General features: G+C 69.1%; 18 protein-coding genes. 8 read left to right on the top strand and 10 right to left on the bottom strand.

The annotated features are described in order from the left end of the window. Positions 1–77 precede the first annotated feature (77 nt). Positions 78–320 (top strand): preprotein translocase subunit SecG, encoded by a 243-nt coding sequence (gene secG, locus PV646_RS40020; RefSeq protein ID WP_166054607.1) that lies wholly within the window; start codon positions 78–80, stop codon positions 318–320. Between the two features lie 66 nt (positions 321–386). Then, complete coding sequence (locus tag PV646_RS40015) at positions 387–731, top strand: RNA polymerase-binding protein RbpA (RefSeq protein WP_090067021.1); 345 nt, start codon at positions 387–389, stop codon at positions 729–731. Between the two features lie 71 nt (positions 732–802). On the opposite strand, the gene PV646_RS40010 is transcribed toward PV646_RS40015, so the two are convergent. Continuing rightward, on the bottom strand, positions 803–1,537 hold the full coding sequence (locus PV646_RS40010; protein ID WP_500347835.1) for a hypothetical protein: 735 nt from the start codon (positions 1,535–1,537) through the stop codon (positions 803–805). A gap of 199 nt (positions 1,538–1,736) precedes the next feature. On the opposite strand from PV646_RS40010, the gene PV646_RS40005 reads away from it, so the two are divergent. Beyond that, a complete protein-coding gene (locus PV646_RS40005) occupies positions 1,737–2,504 on the top strand; it encodes a hypothetical protein (RefSeq protein WP_500347833.1) in 768 nt (255 codons plus the stop codon). After that, positions 2,501–4,108 (top strand): serine/threonine-protein kinase, encoded by a 1,608-nt coding sequence (locus PV646_RS40000; protein WP_500347830.1) that lies wholly within the window; start codon positions 2,501–2,503, stop codon positions 4,106–4,108. The genes PV646_RS40005 and PV646_RS40000 overlap by 4 nt, the downstream gene beginning before the upstream one ends. Here the strand turns inward: PV646_RS40000 and PV646_RS39995 are convergent. Next, positions 4,095–4,715, bottom strand: a complete 621-nt coding sequence (locus PV646_RS39995) for a TetR/AcrR family transcriptional regulator (RefSeq protein ID WP_500347828.1) — start codon at positions 4,713–4,715, stop codon at positions 4,095–4,097. The genes PV646_RS40000 and PV646_RS39995 overlap by 14 nt on opposite strands. Before the next feature lie 39 nt (positions 4,716–4,754). On the opposite strand from PV646_RS39995, the gene PV646_RS39990 reads away from it, so the two are divergent. Then, positions 4,755–5,849, top strand: a complete 1,095-nt coding sequence (locus tag PV646_RS39990) for a glycoside hydrolase family 113 protein (RefSeq protein ID WP_500347826.1) — start codon at positions 4,755–4,757, stop codon at positions 5,847–5,849. Here the strand turns inward: PV646_RS39990 and PV646_RS39985 are convergent. The 3 genes from PV646_RS39985 to PV646_RS39975 all read right to left on the bottom strand — a co-directional run bounded on the left by PV646_RS39985 (position 5,839) and on the right by PV646_RS39975 (position 8,472). Next, complete coding sequence (locus tag PV646_RS39985) at positions 5,839–7,095, bottom strand: sensor histidine kinase (protein WP_500347825.1); 1,257 nt, start codon at positions 7,093–7,095, stop codon at positions 5,839–5,841. The two genes, PV646_RS39990 and PV646_RS39985, sit on opposite strands and share 11 nt — an antisense overlap. Positions 7,096–7,227: 132 nt before the next feature. Next, the gene (locus PV646_RS39980; RefSeq protein WP_500347824.1) at positions 7,228–7,857 is read right to left on the bottom strand and encodes a DUF4360 domain-containing protein; all 630 of its coding nucleotides are present in this window, start codon (positions 7,855–7,857) and stop codon (positions 7,228–7,230) included. A gap of 78 nt (positions 7,858–7,935) precedes the next feature. Next, positions 7,936–8,472, bottom strand: coding sequence for a DUF4360 domain-containing protein (locus tag PV646_RS39975; RefSeq protein WP_500347822.1), 537 nt, complete (start codon positions 8,470–8,472; stop codon positions 7,936–7,938). A gap of 284 nt (positions 8,473–8,756) precedes the next feature. On the opposite strand from PV646_RS39975, the gene PV646_RS39970 reads away from it, so the two are divergent. After that, positions 8,757–9,146 carry a response regulator gene (locus tag PV646_RS39970; RefSeq protein WP_500347820.1) on the top strand — a complete coding sequence of 130 codons (390 nt, stop codon included), beginning with the start codon at positions 8,757–8,759 and terminating at the stop codon, positions 9,144–9,146. On the opposite strand, the gene PV646_RS39965 is transcribed toward PV646_RS39970, so the two are convergent. Continuing rightward, positions 9,134–12,019, bottom strand: coding sequence for a substrate-binding domain-containing protein (locus tag PV646_RS39965; protein ID WP_500347819.1), 2,886 nt, complete (start codon positions 12,017–12,019; stop codon positions 9,134–9,136). The two genes, PV646_RS39970 and PV646_RS39965, sit on opposite strands and share 13 nt — an antisense overlap. Before the next feature lie 117 nt (positions 12,020–12,136). On the opposite strand from PV646_RS39965, the gene PV646_RS39960 reads away from it, so the two are divergent. Further along, positions 12,137–13,495 (top strand): hypothetical protein, encoded by a 1,359-nt coding sequence (locus tag PV646_RS39960; RefSeq protein ID WP_500347817.1) that lies wholly within the window; start codon positions 12,137–12,139, stop codon positions 13,493–13,495. Here PV646_RS39960 and PV646_RS39955 read toward each other — a convergent pair. After that, complete coding sequence (locus PV646_RS39955) at positions 13,479–13,937, bottom strand: GNAT family N-acetyltransferase (protein ID WP_500347816.1); 459 nt, start codon at positions 13,935–13,937, stop codon at positions 13,479–13,481. The genes PV646_RS39960 and PV646_RS39955 overlap by 17 nt on opposite strands. An 82-nt stretch (positions 13,938–14,019) precedes the next feature. Between PV646_RS39955 and PV646_RS39950 the strand changes: the two genes are divergently transcribed. After that, on the top strand, positions 14,020–14,889 hold the full coding sequence (locus PV646_RS39950; RefSeq protein ID WP_500347814.1) for a M48 family metalloprotease: 870 nt from the start codon (positions 14,020–14,022) through the stop codon (positions 14,887–14,889). Positions 14,890–14,920: 31 nt separating this feature from the next. Here the strand turns inward: PV646_RS39950 and pgl are convergent, their stop codons facing one another. The 3 genes from pgl to zwf are packed head-to-tail and all read right to left on the bottom strand — an operon-like array spanning position 14,921 to position 18,194. Then, positions 14,921–15,700: a 6-phosphogluconolactonase gene (pgl, locus tag PV646_RS39945; RefSeq protein WP_500347813.1), complete on the bottom strand. Its 780-nt coding sequence runs from the start codon at positions 15,698–15,700 to the stop codon at positions 14,921–14,923. Then, positions 15,697–16,710 carry a glucose-6-phosphate dehydrogenase assembly protein OpcA gene (opcA, locus tag PV646_RS39940; protein WP_500347811.1) on the bottom strand — a complete coding sequence of 338 codons (1,014 nt, stop codon included), beginning with the start codon at positions 16,708–16,710 and terminating at the stop codon, positions 15,697–15,699. Before opcA ends, pgl begins: the two co-directional genes overlap by 4 nt. After that, positions 16,707–18,194, bottom strand: coding sequence for a glucose-6-phosphate dehydrogenase (gene zwf / locus PV646_RS39935; protein ID WP_500348285.1), 1,488 nt, complete (start codon positions 18,192–18,194; stop codon positions 16,707–16,709). Before zwf ends, opcA begins: the two co-directional genes overlap by 4 nt. Positions 18,195–18,197: the final 3 nt, after the last annotated feature.

The following is an 18,197-nucleotide window of genomic DNA, read 5'->3' as shown; positions in this document are numbered from 1 at the left end:
ACTAACCCCACTGGTTGCACACGTTCGGCAGTCGAACAGGTACTCTATGGCGTCGGCTGCCTGACAGCGAGGAAGAAATGATCCTGTTCCTGCAGATCCTGTTGATCGTCTCCAGCGTGCTGCTGGTGCTGCTCGTGCTGTTGCACCGCGGCCGTGGTGGCGGCCTTTCTTCGCTGTTCGGCGGCGGTATGCAGTCGAGTCTGTCCGGTTCCTCCGTCGTGGAGAAGAACCTCGACCGCCTGACGCTCTTCGTCGGTGCGATCTGGGTCATCGCCATCGTGGGCATCGGACTGCTGATCAAGCTGCCTCCGTCAGTTTGATCAACCGTTCAGCGGCAGAAGCCCTTCGGGGCTTGGGGTAACCACTTGGTGGGGGTGTAACGGTCGATGTCCGGTGGTAACGCGATTCGCGGTACCCGCGTCGGCGCAGGCCCGATGGGCGAATCGGAGCGCGGCGAGTCCGCGCCTCGTCGTCGGGTTTCGTACTGGTGCGCGAACGGTCACGAGTCCCGGCCTTCTTTCGCGATGGAAGCGGATGTGCCGGAGAACTGGGACTGTCCGCGCTGCGGCCTGCCGGCAGGTCGTGACGAGCAGACGCCACCCGCGCCTCCGCGCAACGAGCCGTACAAGACGCACCTTGCGTACGTGAAGGAGCGGCGCTCCGACGCGGACGGCGAGGCGATCCTCGAAGAGGCTCTCGCCAAGCTGCGCCGTCAGCGCGAAGAGCCGTAAGTCCGGCTCGCAGGTCCAACGCGAAAGGGCCCCCTCTACTGCGGAGAGGGGGCCCTTTCGCGTCTGGTCCTTTACCGCCTCAGGCCGGAGAACTGACGGCGCAACATCGCCGCTCCGATGAGCAGGAAGAACAGCAGCACCACGAGCGTGCTGGTCGAGCCGCCGGACGAGCTCATCAGCGTCACGTCCACGTTGCCCACGAGCACGATGCCGCACTCCGCGCGCACCTTGTGACGGCCGGGCTCGATGCTGGCGAACCGCACCGGGGAGCGGAACTCGCCCTTCTCGTCCGCCGTCGTCTGGCCGACGTCCTGGCCCAGCGACTTCAGCGTCACCTTCGCGCCCTGGGGGCAACCGGTGCCCGTGGCGGTCAGGTCGTCGCCGGGCTGGATGTTCTCCTTGTCCAGCACGAGGACGCCGTCACCGGGGCCGGTGAACGCGTCGGTCGTGGAGGTGGAGGGCGTCGACGAGTCCGTGGTCGTGGTGGTCGTCGTCGTGGTGACCGGCGGAGTCGTGGTGGTGATGACCGGCGGACGGGTCGTCACGGGCGGGTTCGTCACCGGCGGGTTGGTGACGGGAGGCCGCGTGGTGACGGGCGGCGGTGGCGTCGTCGTGGTGCGCGGAGGCGGCGGCAGGACGACGCGCAGCGCGGTGCCGGCGACGCCGCACTTCGTGTTCGACGACCTGGCTTCGAGCTTGTGACTACCCGCGCTGGTGCCCGCGGGAACGGTGGCGCCCACAGAGCCGCTGGAGGCCGAGGCCGCCGTCGCGATCTGGGCGCCGTCCAGCGTGAAACTGATGCTCACGGCACGACACGTCACGAAACCGCCCCAGGAAATGGTCACGGGGCCGCCCGCTGTGGCAGGCTGCGGCGCCGCACTCAATGAGGGCGGCTGTTGGGCCATGGCCGGTGTGGTGCTCAGCACCGTAACACCGGCCATGATGGCCACGAGTAAGCCTAAAGACCGCATTCCCTCTCCCCGGATCAGAACCTAAGGTGCGCTAGTGAGACGTCGCATGGCCGGTGCAGGTTTACTGCTGTTGTGCGGAATTATGCTGCTCCCGTCCACGGCCTCCGCACAGGACGGGTCCGTGATCCTCGAGGCCGATGTGGACGGTAGGCCGGTTGGAGTAGGGAATCTGGTGCTGGACCCGTCGCAGACCGCCAAGGTCTCGATCACGGTCCGCAACAACACGAACACCCTGCAGCGCGTGAAGACCGTGCGGATCAGCGGCACCGCGCTGGCGTTGACCTTCTTCGCTTACGACACAACGGTTCCGTTCGAGGTGCCGGCGAAGTCGTCGGAGACCCGGTCGTTCCCGCTGGAGCCGACCGATCTCGGCTCGCAGGCCATTGGTCTCCTTCCGGTCACGGTTGAGGTCATCGACACCCAACGCGAGAGCATCGCGTCCGTCGAGACGACCGGTGACGTCAAAGGGTCGCTCTGGTCGGTCTACGGCGCGTTCGGGTTGGGCGTGCTCGTGCTGACGGCGTTGTCGTGGGCGGGGGCGTTGATCGCACTGGCGCGCAGGCGGCTTCCCGCGAACCGGTGGCAGCGGGCCATGCGGTTCCTGCCCGCCGGGATCGGGACCGGACTGATCGCGGTGATCTCGTTGTCGGTGCTGCGGCTGGTGGCGCCGTCGCCCACGGCTGAGATCCCGTTCATCGTCGGGGCCGCGGCGGCCGCGTTTGTTCTTGGCTATGTGACACCGCATCCGGGCGAACGGCCACCGTCCTCAATGGATGCGGATACCGTGAGGATCCAACGGTGACTCTGTCCAGTGTGGTCGCCGCCCTGCCGCAGTACGCCGTCGGCGAGCAGATCGGCGAGGGCGGCATGGGGGTCGTCTACGGCGGTCTGCACCGTCAGCTCGGGCGTCCCGTGGCGATCAAACGGCTGCCCCACGCGGTGGCCGAGGACCCGAGGATGAGCGAGCGCTTCGAGCACGAGGCGCGGCTGCTGGCCCGGCTCGACCACCCGCACATCGTGCCGGTCTACGACTACGTCCGGCAGCAGGGCGAGCACCTGCTGGTGATGGAACGCCTCGACGGCGGCACCGTGTGGTCGCGGTTCTCCGGTGACGGGCTGACGGCGCAGCAGTCGTGCGGGATCGTGCTGGCGGCCTTGTCCGGGCTGCACGCGGCGCACGAGGCCGGGGTGCTGCACCTCGACGTGAAGCCGAAGAACCTGCTCTTCACCTCGAACGGTGTGGTGAAGGTGGCGGACTTCGGCATCTCGCAGGTGGTGTCGGAGGGCGCGACGCTCGTGACGCACGGTGGCGCGGTGCTCGGCACGCCCGCGTACATCGCGCCGGAGCAGGCGATGGGCAACGCGCTGTCGCCCGCGGCCGACGTCTACGCCACCGGCACGATGCTCTACGAACTGCTCTGCGGCGACCTGCCGTTCGAACGCGGCGGCGGCCCCATCGCGATGATCCAGAAGCGCGTGTTCCAGGACCCGAGGCCGTTGCCGAAGGTGCCGGAACCCCTGGCGGGCGTGGTGATGCGCAGCATCGCCCGGGAGCCCGACGCGCGATACCGCAACGCCGAGACGTTCGCGATCGACCTGGCCGCCGCGGCGGGCCACCTGTTCGGTCCGGACTGGCTCGTGCGGCTGGGCATGCCCGTGCACCTCGCACCGCAGGTGTCGTCGTCCTCCACGCGTCCGTCGCTGCGGCCCGTGCCCGAACGCGACACCGTGACGCTCACCGGCCAGCGGATCCGGGCCACGCTGGTCGACCCGATCCCGGCGGCACGGCTCAGCGGCAGCAGCACCCTGGTGCCGGCCGCGCAGGTGATCAAGCCGCCGTCGACGCCGTGGGCGTTGTGGCTGGTGGCGGCCCTCGCGTTGATCGCGATGGTCGTCGTGCCGTTCGTGGCGACGGCCAACACGCTCACGACCTCGGTCACGCAGGACCTCGCGGATCCGGTGATGGCCGAGGGCAAGCAGCTCGTCGTGACGGCGGCGGGGATCCCGATCGCGGACGTGGAGCGCACGCCGGCGGGGTTCGTGCTGCCCGGTGTCACGCGCTGGATCGTCGGTGGCGCCGTGCGGGCCCAGGTCGACGAGCAGCCGCCGTTCCTGCTGGTGTCGAGCCAGACGCCGTGGCTGAGCCTCATGGGTACCGGTTCCGTGCTGTTGCTGCTCTTCGCGTTCGCGTACCTGGAGTCGAACCTGCGGGCGTTGCGGCGGCGGCAGACCGGCGTGGCGGCGATCATCGCGTCGGTGCCGCTCGGCCTCGTGCTGGGGCTCGCCGTGTGGCTGCTGGTCTCGGTGCTGCTCACGCACGAGCCGACGATGTCGATCGCGCTCACGTGCGGGGTGCTCGGCGCGGCGGCCGCTCTGAGCGCGTCGCTCGCCTCTAAGCGCGCCTGACCGCTCGTTCGAACAGGTCCGCGAGTTCGCTCGCGTACGCGGAGACGTCGGTGTCCGGCCGGGCCATGAGCTCGGCCGGCGCCGCCTCCATCGCCGCCAGGACCGACACGGCCATCACGCGTGGCGAGAACGCCCGCATCGCGCCGATCTCCTGTCCCTCGCGGAACATGTCCTCCAACTCGTCCAGCGTGGCCGCGTTCTGCGCCTCCGCCCACGCCCTTGCGGCTTCGGCGTCGCGTGCGGCGGACGCGATCTGGGAGATCGCGATGAGTTCTGCGGGGTGCTCGGCGCAGTAGTGCACGAACCCCTTGATGAGCTGTCGTAGCGCCGTGACGTGGTCCGTGGCGGTCTCGGTGTACGCGGTCAGTGCCTGGTCCATCGAGTCGTGCACGGTCAGCATGACCTGCTTCATCAGTTCCCCGCGCTTCGCGAAGTGGTACGTGATGAGCCCCGGGCTGATGCCCGCACGCTGCGCGATCTGCACGAACGACGACTTCGCGTACCCGATCTCGGTGATCGTCGTGATGGTCGCGGCCACGATCTGACCGCGCCGGGCGTCCTCGATGAAGCTGCGCTTCTGGCCGCCCGGCCGATTTTCTGGTTGCATGACCAGTAGCCTAGTTGAGTAACTAGTCGAGGGGGAACGATGATCAGTCGAAAGGTGTTCCTGAAGTCCGTCGCGGGTGCCGTGGCACTGGCCGGAGTGGGCGGGACGGCCTCGGCGGCGCCGAAGAAGCGTGGCGGCGTCTGCTACGACACCGGCGTCCTGCACGCGGTGGGGGACCCGTTGAGCCGGGTGCGGTGGAGCCGTCAGCAGCTGGAACGGGAGATCCGGCTGATCGCCGACGACCTGCGCTGCCCGTCGATCACGGCGTTCGGCACCGACCTCGGGCGCCTCGCCGAGACGACGGACGTGGCGTTGCGGCGCGGCCTGAAGGTCTTCGTGCAGCCGAGGCTCTACGACCACCCGCAAGAACAGATCCTGGAGCACATGGCCGAGGCCGCGCGCACGGCCGAGCGCAAGCGGCGAGGCGACGAGATCACGTTCGTCACCGGCTGCGAGCACTTCCTGTTCACGCCGGGCATCATCCCGGGCGACACGTTCCTGGACCGGATCGCGAACATGCCGTCGATCACCGACTGGCCTGGGGTCGTCCGGCGCTTCCGCGAGTTCATGGTGAAGGCCGTCGAGGTGACGCGCCGGGAGTTCCGGGGCCGCATCACCTACGGCGCCGCGGCGGGGGCGGACGCCGAGTGGAACGACTGGTCGTTGTTCGACCTCGTCGGCCTGGACTACTACACGCACTTCGCGACCGACGCCGAGTACACGACCGATCTGGACAGGTACCGGCGCTGGGGCAGGCCGCTGATGGTCCTGGAGTACGGCTGCTGCACGTTCACGGGCGCCGCGGCGGCCGGCGGGATGGGCTGGGACATCGTCGACTACGAGGTCGTCCCGCCCGTGATCAAGCCCGGCTACGAGCGGAACGAGCGCGAGCAGGCCGACCACGTCGCCCGCATGCTGCGCGTGTTCGGCGCGCAGCCCGACGTCGAGGGATCGCACCTGTACTCGGTCATCTCACCGGACTCGCCGCACAACCCGACGTGCCGCGATCGCGACTACGACATGGCCTCGTACAGCCTGCTCCGCACGGTCCGTGAGAGGTTCGACGACGACAACTCGCCGTACCGCCTGGAGCCGAAGAAGTCGTTCCACGCCTTCCAGCGCTTCAATCGGTGATGACGCGTTCCCTCGGGAACGACGCCGACACCAGGAAGCCGCCGTCCTCGGTCGGCCCGGCGGAGAACTCGCCTCCGAGCAGCGTGGCGCGCTCGCGCAGGCCGACCAGGCCGTGACCTCCGCTGGGCAACGTCGACGACGGGCTGGACGCGGCGGTGTTGCGCACCTCGACCAGCACGTTGTCGTCGTACTGGGCGTCGATGAACACCGTCGCGCTCGCCCCCACGGCGTGCTTGCGGATGTTCGTCAGGGCCTCCTGCACCGTCCGGTAGACGGCGCCGGACACCGGTGCGGAGAGGTCCTCGACCGGGCCCTTGAGCTGGATGGTGACCTCGAAGCCCGCGTCGGCGGCCAGGTCGGGGAGTTCGTCGAGGCTCGGCTGGGTGTCGTCCGTCGTGCGTAGGACGGACACCAGCGTGCGGAGTTCATCGAGCGTGCGCGTCGACAACGTGCGGATGGTGCCGGCGACCTGCTTGTGCTCGGCGTCGGCCACGGCCATCCGGAGCGCGCCCGCTTGCATCGCGATGAGGCTGACCTGGTGCGACACGACGTCGTGCATCTCGCGGGCGAGCTTTGCCCGTTCGTCGGCACGGATGGCGTGCGCGTGCAGCACACGCTCTCTCTCACGGGACTCAGCGAGTTCGCGGATGCGGTCCGACAGTTCCTGCCGTGCGTGCACCAGCAGGCCGATCGCGATCGGCAGGCCCGCGACCAGGAAGCCGTAGATCGCCGAGTGGAAGTGACCCGACGCCGGGCGCTCGATCAGTTCCTCGAACGGCCAGGCGACGAACCGGCACAGCCAGACCAGCGCGGCCGCGAGGCCCGTCTGCCAGCCTCCGATGTAGCGGCGGGCGACCGTGTAGAGGGCGATCATCGCGGCGAGTTGTGACCAGCCGACGAAGAAGCCGGGAATGGTCAGCACGAGCGTGAGGAACGGGAACCGGCGGCGCAGGAGCAGCGCGCCGACCGCGAGCCAGTTGAGCCACAGCTGGTAGTTCTCGATGGGCGGGAGGTCCGTGATCGGGTCCGCCTCGAGCCACAACCCGTACAGCCAGACGTCGAGCGCGGCGAAGAAGATCAGCGCGATGTCGGCGAGCACCTGCCGGTAGTCGCCCCTGAACGGCCAGCGCGAGCCTGCTGTTGCCTCCGCCGGCCTTCTGGCCGGAAGCAGCGTCGTGGTCAGGATCCGACCTCCCCTGTGAGCCTTGCGATCCTCACCGTACTGCGCGTATGCGGCGGTTGGCATTGGCTGCCCCTTTACCCCGACCTGCCCCGTCATGGGGGTAAGACGCCCGCACACGCGAATCTGTACGTCTGTCGGCTCACATATGTGCTACCGCACACGCTCGTGTGAGCGCGTGCGGTAGTCACGGTGCTACTAAGGGCATGTCTTCCACGAGAACTGGTAGGTCGTGTCGATGGCACCGTCCGTGGAGTCCATCGAGACGAAACTGGTCGTCGTCGCCGTGTTGGACGAGCCGGGGTAGACGCGGAGCTCGGTGTTGATGTTGAAGTTCCGCTTCTCGCCGCACGGGGAGTAGACGATCGCGGCGACCTCGGTCTGGTCCGTGGCCTGCCAGTCGTCGCTGTGCGGGCCGTTGTAGCGGTGCTGCGCCGAGTCGTTCTGCGACATGCCCTGGAAGTAGTAGTTGGCCTTCTGGATGGCGTAGGCCCCTCTCTCCAGGTGCGCGAAGCCTCTGTAGTCGGCCTGGGCGATGCCGTAGGTGAAGCCCTGCGGGACGTTGACCCTCAGGTTGAGCTGGCAGTTCTTGCGGAAGTCCGTCGGCCGTGCGCCGACGCCGACCTGGGCCAGGTAGTCGCTGTAGGTGACGGTGAACGCCTTGTTGTCCTCGGACACCGCGACGGCCGCTGTGCCCGCCGGGCAGCCGGAGCCGTTGACCGTGACGATGTCGATCGTGATGTGGTCGGGCGGCGGCGTCTCGTCGGGCGCGCCGGGCGGGATGATGATGGCTGAGGCCAGCAGGGCAGCGGCAACCGCGTTGAGCATGGGGCACCTTTCCAAACGCGTCTCGCAGGGAGGGGTGGCGGCGGTTGGACTTCGGTGGCGGCGGCCTTTATCGGAAAATCAGCAGCGCTTCCACGAGAAGTGGTGCAGCGTGCGCACTTCTCCGCGCTGGTAGTCCATCGTCATGAAACTGTTTGTATTGGCGTCCGAGGTACCCTTGTCGACCCGCAGGGCGCTGTTGACGTTGAGATTCTTCTTCTCGCCGCACGGTGCCCAGACGATCTCGGAGAACTCGGTTCGATGGGTGATCGACCAGTTGTCGTCGAACGGCCCGTTGAACGTGTGCTTCCACGTCGTGGTGGCCGATTGACCCTGGAAGTAGTAATTCACCGACTGGTACCCCGTGGCGCCGGGTTTGAGGTACCCGTAGCCGCCGTAGGTCGCTTCCGCGATGCCGTAGGAGAAGCCCTGCGGCACGTTGACCTGCAGGGTCAGCTGGCAGTTCTTCCGGAAGTCGGTCGCAGCGGCACCCTTGCCCGCCTGGGCGAGGTAGTCGCTGTAGATCACCCAGAACGAGGTGTTGTCCGGTGAGACGATCACTTCGGCGGTGCCCTGCTTGCACCCGGACCCGTTCACCGTCACCACGTCGATCGTCACGCGCTCCGAAGGAATCGTCGCGGCGTGTGCGGGTGCTGACGACAATGTGAACAGCACGGCCAGAGCGGCTGCTGCCGTCGCTTTACGCATGAAGTTGGCCTTTCCTGGTGCCTCTTTCTCAGCGTGGTGCGGCGACGGTGCCGCGAAGGTTAGCGCAGAGGGTCAACCAATGGTGTGATCCAAATGGCCCAGGTCACACTGATGGAGCAGCTCGTGAAGGATTCCCAAAAATAGTCCGCGACCTGGTGCTGAGGCCACGAATAGTTTCCGGCATACTTGCCCGCATGTCGCTGGCTGGGCTGGTGCTCGTCGTCGAGGACGAGGACCCCGTGCGTAGGTACACCGTGAGCCTGCTCGAGGAGCTGGGCTTCACCGTTCTGCAGGCCATCGACGGCATCGAGGCGATCGAGGTCCTGCGCCACCGGTCCGGTGAGATCAGCCTGATGCTGCTCGACCACTCCATGCCGGGCCTGTCCGGCGAGGAGGTGCTGGCGGAGCTGGAGCGCGAGGGCCTGACGGTGCCGGTGGTGCTCACCAGCGGGTACGACCGCACGTCGCTGGAGCGGCGGTTCGCCGGGCACGAGATCGCCGACTACCTGCAGAAGCCGTTCCGGCTGGAGACGCTCGACGAGACGGTCCGGGCCGTGCTCGCGAACCGCGCTCAGGCCTCCTGAGACAGCACCTGCCGGATGCGTTCCAGCAGCACGGACTCCACGTACGGCTTGGTGATCAGCACCTCGTCGTCGAGGACCTCGTCGGTCGTGTAGCCCGACATGTAGATCACGGCCGGCGCCGCACCCGTCGAGCGCAGCAGCCGGACGAGCTCCGGGCCGCCCATCTTCGGCATCACGACGTCGGTGAGCACCAGGTCGATGGTGCTGCGGTGTGCGGTGGCGAGCTGCAGCGCCTCCTGGCCGTCGCCCGCCTCGATCACCGCGTAGCCCGCGATCTCCAGTGAGCGCCTGGTCATGATGCGCACCTGGGCGTCGTCCTCCACGAGCAGCACGGTGCCGACACCCTGGTGCGTGGTGGGGCGGCGCGCGCACGGTGCTTCGGGCGTGCCGTCTCGTTCGTGCGGCACGGGCAGGTAGACCTCCACGGTCGTGCCGCTGCCCGGCGCGCTGATCAGCTCGATCTGCCCGCCGGACTGCTGCACGATGCCGAACACCGTCGACAGGCCGAGGCCCGTGCCCTTGCCGACCGGTTTGGTCGTGAAGTACGGCTCGAACACCTGCGCCTGCACGTCCGGGGCCATGCCGCCGCCGGTGTCCTGGACGCGCATCACGACGTACTCGCCCGGCCGCACGCCGACGATCCGGCCGGTGTCGCCGCTGCCCAGCGTCCGGTCCGCGATCTCGATCCGCAGCGTGCCGCCGTCGGGCATGGCGTCGCGGGAGTTGACCGCGAGGTTGAACAGGATCTGCTCGACCTGGCCCGCGTCCGCCCACACCTGCGCGACGCCGTCCGGCAGGTGCATCTCCAGTTCGATGTGGTCACCGACGAGCGTGCGCAGCATCGAGTGGACCTTGGTGAGGTTGTGCCGCAGGTCCAGCGACTCCGGGTGCAGGACCTGCTGGCGGGTGAACGCGAGCAGCTGCCTCGTCAGGTTCGCGGCCCGTTCGCCCGCGTGCCTGATGTCCTCGATCGCCGTGCGCCGCGGATCGTCCTGAAGCGTGCGCCGCAGCAGCATCTCGCTGTTGCCGTTCACGACCGTGAGGATGTTGTTGAAGTCGTGCGCGATGCCACCGGTCAACCGGCCGATGGCCTCCATCTTCTGTGCGTGCCGTAGCTGCGCTTCGGTCTCGCCGACACGTTCTTCGAGCCGTGCGCGTGCGTCCTTCAGCTCCTGCATCAGCCTGATGCTGCGCAACGCGCTGCTGAGCTGCTGCTGTACCGCCTCGTAGATCCAGCCGGGCTCGGGGCCCTCCTCGAAGATCACGTACCCGAGGTTGTCCTCGTCGGTGTGCAGCGGCGCGATCAGCGCGTTGAACGGCGTGGCCCGGCGGAACGGGTACGGCGTCAGGTTGATGGTGGGGAACGGGGTGTCCGGCGGCGGCTTGAGCTCGCCGTTCTCGTAACGGATGAGGGTGCGCGCCGTGCCTGGCGTGTCGTACGCCATGACGTGGCAGCCCGGGATGGCGAGGCGGGGGAGTTCCTCGGCCAGTGCGCTCGTCAGCTCGTCCACGTCCCGTGACGCGATGAGCCGTTGACCTGCCTCACGCACCGTCTGGTCGTGACGCTCGTGCGACAGGTACTTGAACCGTGCGTCCGTGGCGAACGCATCGCCCAGAAGCAACTGCACGCGCAACCACAGGTCGTTGATGATGGTCGCGTCGCTGATACGGGCCGTCACGAACCGATGCAGGTCGAACAGCGGTGGCCACCACTGCGCCGGTTCGCTGCCGGCGCGCGCGCTCAAGCGGATGTACTCGGCCAGCAGCTTCAAGAACTCCGCGCCCTCGACCTCACCGCGGCCCGCCGCCATCAGCTCGACGACCAGCTGCTCGGCCCAGCCGTCCGGCAGCTGCGCGGAGGGTTGCCCGAGCGAGTCGCGCAGGTGGTCGGCCACCGTGGACGCGGTCGCGGACTCGTTGATCCCGATCCGGTCGTGCGCGGGCGCGTGGTCGCCGAGCCCTGACGGCAGGCAGCCGCACGACCGGCGCACGATCAGCTCGGTCGGCATGGTCTGCCGATGCCGCGTCGGCTCACCCCGCACCAGCGCCATGGCGAGTTCGGCGGCCCGGAAACCCATCTCGTGGAACGGCGCCCTGACGGTGGTGAACGCGGGTGCCGCCGCGTCGATGTCCACCTCGCGCTGCATCCTCGCCGCCGCGCTGTAGCCGAGGTCGTGCGTGCGGACGTTCGTGTGGTTGCCGTACCCGACGACGGCGACGTCCTCCGGCGTGCGGAAACCCAGTTCCTCCAGCGCGGACACGACCCCGATCGCGTAGTCGTCGTTCGCGGCGGCGACGGCGTCCGGCGGTTCGTCGATCCGCGCGAGCATCTTGCGCACGGCCTCGGCGGCGCGGTTGGGTTCCCAGATGAACGAACCCGGCATCGTGACGAGCGCGGGATCGAACGGGATTCCGTGGTTGCGCAACGAGTCCGCGTACCCCAGGAACCGCTCACGGGCGCCCGCATGCGTTTGCGGCCCGCGGACGAACGCGATCCGCCGCTTGCCGTGCACCTCGATGAGGTGGTCGACGGCCTGCTTCATGCCGTCGCGGTTGTCCATCAGGATGGTTGGCCACTGGGCAAGGCTCGTCTCAACACTCACGATGGGCATCGGCGCGTACCGCTTCACGTACTCCTGCATGCCATCGGAGCCGATGAGCTGCCCCACACGCGTAGTCCACACCACGAGCGCATCGATGCGGTTCGGCGAAATGAGGTCGTAGACCGTGTTCGCGCGACGCTTGAGCGGGTCCGGATGGTCCAGTTCGCTGCCCACGAAGCACACGAGGTCGCAGCCGAGCCGCTGAGCGCCGTCACTGACACCACGCCACTGCTCGCCCGCGAGCTCGATCAGCGGGCCAGCGGTGATCATCCCGATGGTGGGACGTCGCTTCGCACTGCCGTTTGCCACAAAACCCCCGCTACTCAACGCGATTGGGGATGATACGCGTTGTCGGGGGGAATGCCTGCCGTGTTACCAGGGAGATTGGTGAACGCTGTACTGGAGGGCCTGGCGTCGAACCCCGCACTGCCCGGTTTCCTGCTCGACCGCCTGGTCACGTCTGCCGAGCTCGCGCCGGTCCTCGCGGATCGCAACGATCTGACTCCGCAGCACGTGCGCGCGGTGCTCGCGCACGGCGACTCATTGGCCGTGCACACGCTGCTGGAGAAGGAGTTGGCCCGTCCGGAGGACGTACCGATCGCGAATGAATCGGTCGCCCTGGTCCTGACCGGACGAGCCGACGCGGATCCCGCACTGGCCCGCGCACTCGCGTTCCACCCGGACCCGTCCGTTCGGGCAAACCTCCCGGAGTGGGCCTGTGCGCTGCCCACGGACGTGATCGCGCTGCTGGCCCGTGACCCGTCTCCATCAGTCGTCGCCGAACTGGTGCTGTTCCACGAGTTGCCCCTGCCGCTCGCGTCGACGGTGAGCCGCCATCCGGACCCCGTCGTGCGGCGCGCGGTGGCCTCCAGTCCGCACACACCCGCGTCGGTGCTGGCGACGCTCGACCGGGGGGAGCTGGCCCGCGAACTGGCCGCCAACCCCACGACACCAGCGGCTCTGGCGGCAGACCTGCTGCCGCACCACGCGTCCCGCTACTTCCTGGCCGAACGTGTTGACCTGCCGTCCGGCGTCTACGAACAGCTCGCCTCGGAACTCGAACCCGGCATCCTGTCGCAACTGGCCGCGAACCCCGCCGTCCCGGTTCCGGTCCTGCGCCAGCTCTCCGGCACCCGCGCGTTGCGTCCGGTGGTGCTGCGCAACCCTTCGATCCCGCTGGACCTCCTGACCGAACTGGCTCCGGCCGCGCGCATCGGTCCCGATCCGGTGCCGCGCATCGCTTCCGCCTCCGCCACCGAACTCCGGGACCTGGCCGCGTCGCCGGTGGCACAGGTGCGGCTGATGGTCGCCTCGCGCACCGATCTGCCCGCAGACCTGTTCGCGCGTCTCGTGACCGACGCCGATCACGGTGTGGCTGCCGCGGCCGCTCCGCGGGCGACCGCCGCCGAGCTGTGGGAACTGGTGTCGCGGCACGGGGTGCCGGTGTTCGCCGGGGTGGCGCGGAACCCGTCGTGCCCGCCGGAGTTGTTGCACCACATGGCTTTGCGAGCCGAATCGACGGGCAAGGTGCGCCGGGCGGTCGCCGGGCACGCCGCCGCCCGGGGTGAGACTTTGCTGCTGTGCCTGGGAGATGCCCGCGCCCGGCACCTCGCGGCGGCGCATCCGCACCTGCCGGTGGGGACGATCCTGGAGTTGCTGGGCAGTGAGTTCACGGCGGGTGCCGCGGCGGCGAACCCGTCGTTGCCGGTGCGGGTGATGGAGGACCTGGTCAGTTCCACCACTTGATGAGGTTCGTCTGCTCCTTGCGAACCTCGTACCCGTTGGCCGCGTAGAACTCCCGCGCGTCCACGCGGTTGTGCCCCGTCACCAGCCGCACGCCGGAGGCTCCGTCCGCTCGTGCCCACTCCTCACCGGCGGTCAGCAGTGCCCGGCCGACGCCCCGGCGCTGGTGCCGGGGCGAGATGGCCAGCGTGATCAGGTTCTTCAACGGGCGGTGGTAGGTGTTCTCGTAGTCGCTGAGCTGGACGTAGCCGAGCACTTCGGTGCCGTCGACCGCCACGAGCAGCACCACGTTGGGCGCCTTGATGACGCGCTCCAGCTGCGCCAGCGTGTCCGGCAGCGGGAACTCGTAGCCCAGGGCTTCGCGGTTGATCTGACAGATCGCCGGCGCGTCTTCGGCCAGCACGTCCCGGATGTGCAACTCGACCCCCTCGGTTGACCCCTCCACCCAACCACACTGGGCGGTACGGGCGACTCGGCTGGACACAAACGGGAGTGCGCTGGAAGGCTCGTGCCGCGAGGTGATGACGGTGCGCGCTCCCCGACGACGCTTCGACATGTCCGCCGTGTTCGAGTTGCTGCTCGGGGTGCCGACGGTGCTCAGCAGCCTGCTGGTGGCCGCCCTCGTGAGCAAGGCCGTGGCGCCGGAGACCGTGTGGTTGCTCCCGGCCCTGTGGCTGGCCTCCGGGGCGATCGTGTTCGTGCCGGCGACCGACAAGCTGCTGGCCGCGCTGGCACATCGGCTGCGCAAGCCGACACGGACCGAGAACGCCGTGCTGGAGCCGTTGCTGGACGAGGTGTGCGGGGCGGCGGGGGTGGATCCGCGGCGGTACTGGTTGCGGGTCCAGAACTCCAAGGAGATCAACGCGATGGCGGTCGGCGGGCACGTCGTCGGGGTCTCCACGGCGGCGTTGCAGCTGCCCTCCCAGCAGCTCGAAGCGGTGCTGGCGCACGAGATCGGGCACCACCTGGCCGGGCACACCAAGATCTCGTTGTTGCGGTGGTGGTACGAGCTGCCGTCGCGGCTGGTGGTGCTGCTGGTCGTGGTCGTCGCGGTGGGGGTGCTCGCGGCGGGACGGGCGATCGGCACCAGAGGGGCGGTGATCACCAGCGTCGTGCTGGTCGTCGTGCTCGCCGCCGGGGCGGTCGTGGTGAGCCCGTGGTTGTTGCTGGTGCCGGTGATCGCGCCGCTGCTGGCCCTGTCGAGCCGGCGGGCCGAGCTGCACGCGGACCGGGTCGCGGCCGAGCTCGGGTACGGGCCGTTGCTGCTGGAAGTGTTGCAGCGGTGGGTGCGGGAGGGACACGACGAGCAACGGGCGCGGGCGGGCTTCCGATCGCGGATGCTGGCCTCGCACCCGTCGTGCGCGCAGCGGATCACCAGACTGCGCCACAAGAAATAGGCCCCCAGGCCGAAGCCTGGGGGCCGGAAACTCACGCCAGCGGTGGCTTGAACAGAGCGGGTACCGCCGAAGCGGCCGCCGAGTCCAGCAACCACAACGTCCGGCGGCGGCCACGAGCGCCGGCGGCGGGCAGTTGCACCTCGCCGGCACCGTCCAGGGCCATCGCCACGGCGGCGGCCTTCGCCTCGCCGGTGGTCATCAGCCAGACCTCCTGCGCGGACCGCACCGACGCCAGCGTCAGCGACACGCGCGTCGGCGGCGGCTTCGGGCAGTTGCGCACGGCCACGACCGAACGCTCCTTCTCGTGCACGGCAGGAGAGTCCGGGAACACCGAGGCCACGTGCCCCTCCTCGCCGACGCCCAGCATGCAGACGTCGAACGAGGGCACGTCGCCGTGGTCCTCCGGCCGCGCGAGAGACGCCAGCAACGACGCGTACTCCGCGGCCGCGGCCTCGGGGTCGTCACCGAACTTGCCGTCCGACGGCTCCATCACGTGCACCCGCGACGGATCCACCGGGACGTGGTCCAGCAGCGCGGCACGGGCCTGGGTCTCGTTGCGGTCCGCGTGCCCCGAGGGCAGGAACCGCTCGTCGCCCCAGTACAGGTCGACCCGGGACCAGTCCACCGCGTCCCGCGCGGCGTTGCGGTTCAGGTGCTCCAGCACCGCGGTGCCGGTGCGGCCGCCGGTCAGCACGACGGACGCGTGGCCACGCGCTGCCTGGGCGTCGACCACGCGGGTCACCAGGCGGGCCGCCGCGGCGGCGGCCAGCAGGTCGCCGTCGCGGTGCACCACCACTTGCGGATTGCTCACGAACTCGCCTTCGCCTTGGACTTCTTCGACGCGGCCGCACCGTTGGCGGGCTCCGCGGCGGGAGCCTCCTCCGGCTTCGCCGAGCCGACACGGCCCTTCACGACCTTCGCCAGCGACTTGAGCGCCGCCGCGTAGACCTCGTCCGGGTCGAGCCGGCGAAGCTCCTCGGCGAGGCAGTCGCGCACCGAACGACGCTGCAGCGCCACCCGGCGGGAAGGCTGACCCGGCTGGGTCAGCGTGCCGACCTTGCCGTCCGGGCGCAGCAGGTCGACGTCACCGGACGCACGGCCGAGCCGCACCTCCACGATGCCTTCACCCGACGTCGCCTTGAAGCGCTTGGCGGGCACCTTCAGCCGGTCCGTCAGCCACGCGGCGAGCAGGTCCGTGGACGGCGAGTCGGCCTCACCGGTCACGTCCGCCTCGAGGACCTTCTCGTACGGCGGAAGGTCCAAAGAGGACGCGAGCATGGCGCGCCACAACGTCAGCCGCGTCCACGCCAGGTCCGTGTCACCCGGCGCGTAGTGCGCCCGCCGGGACTCCAGGGCCTTGATCGGGTTCTTCTCGGCCGCGGCGTCGGTGATGCGACGCTGCGCGAGCTGACCGATCGGGTCCTTCGAAGGCGACACGGGCGCGTCGAACGGCCACCACGCCACGACCGGGGTGTCCGGCAGCAGCAGCGGCATGACGCACGAGGCGCCTTCCTTGGCCAGTTCGCCGTAAAGCCTCAGAACGACAACTTCCGAGGCTCCGGCGTCGCCACCGACGCGGATCTGCGCGTCCAGGCGGGGAGCCGCCTGACGGGCACCGCGGGCCACGACGATCACGCGACACGGGTGCTCGCGCGACGCGTCGTTCGCCGCGTCGATCGCGGCGTCGGTGCGCTGGCCGTCCTCGGTCACGATGACGAGGGTCAGCACGCGACCCAGGGTCGTCGCACCGCCTTCGTCCCGCAGCCGGACCAGCCGCGAGTTGATCTGGGAGGTGGTGGTCGAGGGCAGGTCGATGATCACGGACGCCTCCAGTGCCTTCCGGTCCTGGCGGTCATCGCGTCCGCCGAGGGCGGACCCCAGGTCCCAGCCTTGTACTTCTCCAGAGCCGGCTCGTCCTTGCGCGCCCAGAACTCCAGCACCGGGTCGAGGATCTCCCAGGAGAGCTCGACCTCGTCGTTCTTCGGGAACAGCGACGGTTCACCGAGCAGCACGTCGAGCAGCAGCCGCTCGTAGGCCTCCGGCGACGACTCGGTGAACGAGTGGCCGTACCCGAAGTCCATCGTGACGTCGCGGACCTCCATCGTGTTGCCCGGCACCTTCGACCCGAACCGGATCGTCACGCCCTCGTCCGGCTGAACCCGGACCACCAGGGCGTTCTGACCGAGCTCCTCGGTCGCGGTGTCGTCGAACGGCAGGTGCGGCGCCCGCTTGAACACGACGGCCACCTCGGTGACACGACGGCCCAGGCGCTTGCCGGTGCGCAGGTAGAACGGCACCCCGGCCCACCGGCGCGTGTTGACCTCGCAGGTGATCGCGCCGAACGTCTCGGTCTTCGACTCGGGCGAGAAACCGCCCTCCTCGAGCAGACCCGGGACCTTCTGGCCGCCCTGCCAGCCACCGGTGTACTGGCCGCGCGCGGTGGTCTCCTCGAACGGCGCCGCGGGACGCGTGGCCGAGAGGATCTTCACCTTCTCCGCGCGGAGGTCGGCCGGCTTGAACGAGACCGGCTCCTCCATCGCGATGAGCGCGAGCAGCTGCAACAGGTGGTTCTGGATGACGTCGCGCGTCGCGCCGATGCCGTCGTAGTACCCGGCGCGGCCACCGAGACCGATGTCCTCGGCCATGGTGATCTGCACGTGGTCGACGTAGTTCGAGTTCCAGATGGGTTCGTACAGCTGGTTCGCGAACCGCAGCGCCAGGATGTTCTGCACGGTCTCCTTGCCGAGGTAGTGGTCGATGCGGAACACCGACTCCTCGGGGAAGACCTCGTTGACCGTGCGGTTGAGCTCCTTGGCCGACTTCAGGTCGTGGCCGAACGGCTTCTCGATGACGACCCGGCGCCACTGGTCGGGTGCCGTCTGGGCGAGACCCGCGCGCTTGAGCTGGTTGACCACCGTCGGGAACGCGCCCGGCGGGATCGACAGGTAGAACGCGTGGTTGCCGCCCGTGCCGCGCTCGGCGTCCAGAGCAGCGAGACACGACGCGAGGTTGTCGAACGACGCGTCGTCGTCGAACGTGCCCTGCACGAACCGGATGCCCTCGGCGAGCTGCGCCCACACGGCCTCGTTGAACGGCGTGCGCGCGTGCTCCTTGACGGCGTCGTGGACGACCTTCATGAAGTCCTGGTCGGCCCAGTCGCGGCGGGCGAACCCGACGAGACCGAAGCCCGGCGGCAGCAGACCCCGGTTCGCGAGGTCGTAGATCGCCGGCATGAGCTTCTTGCGCGACAGGTCACCGGTGACACCGAAGATGACCAGCGCGCTCGGGCCCGCGATGCGGGGCATGCG

Source organism: Streptomyces sp. ID05-26A, assembly GCF_033794685.1.
GTDB lineage: Bacteria > Actinomycetota > Actinomycetes > Mycobacteriales > Pseudonocardiaceae > Lentzea.
Note: the sequence above shows the minus strand (reverse complement) of the source record. Positions and strands in the feature narration are given on the sequence as shown.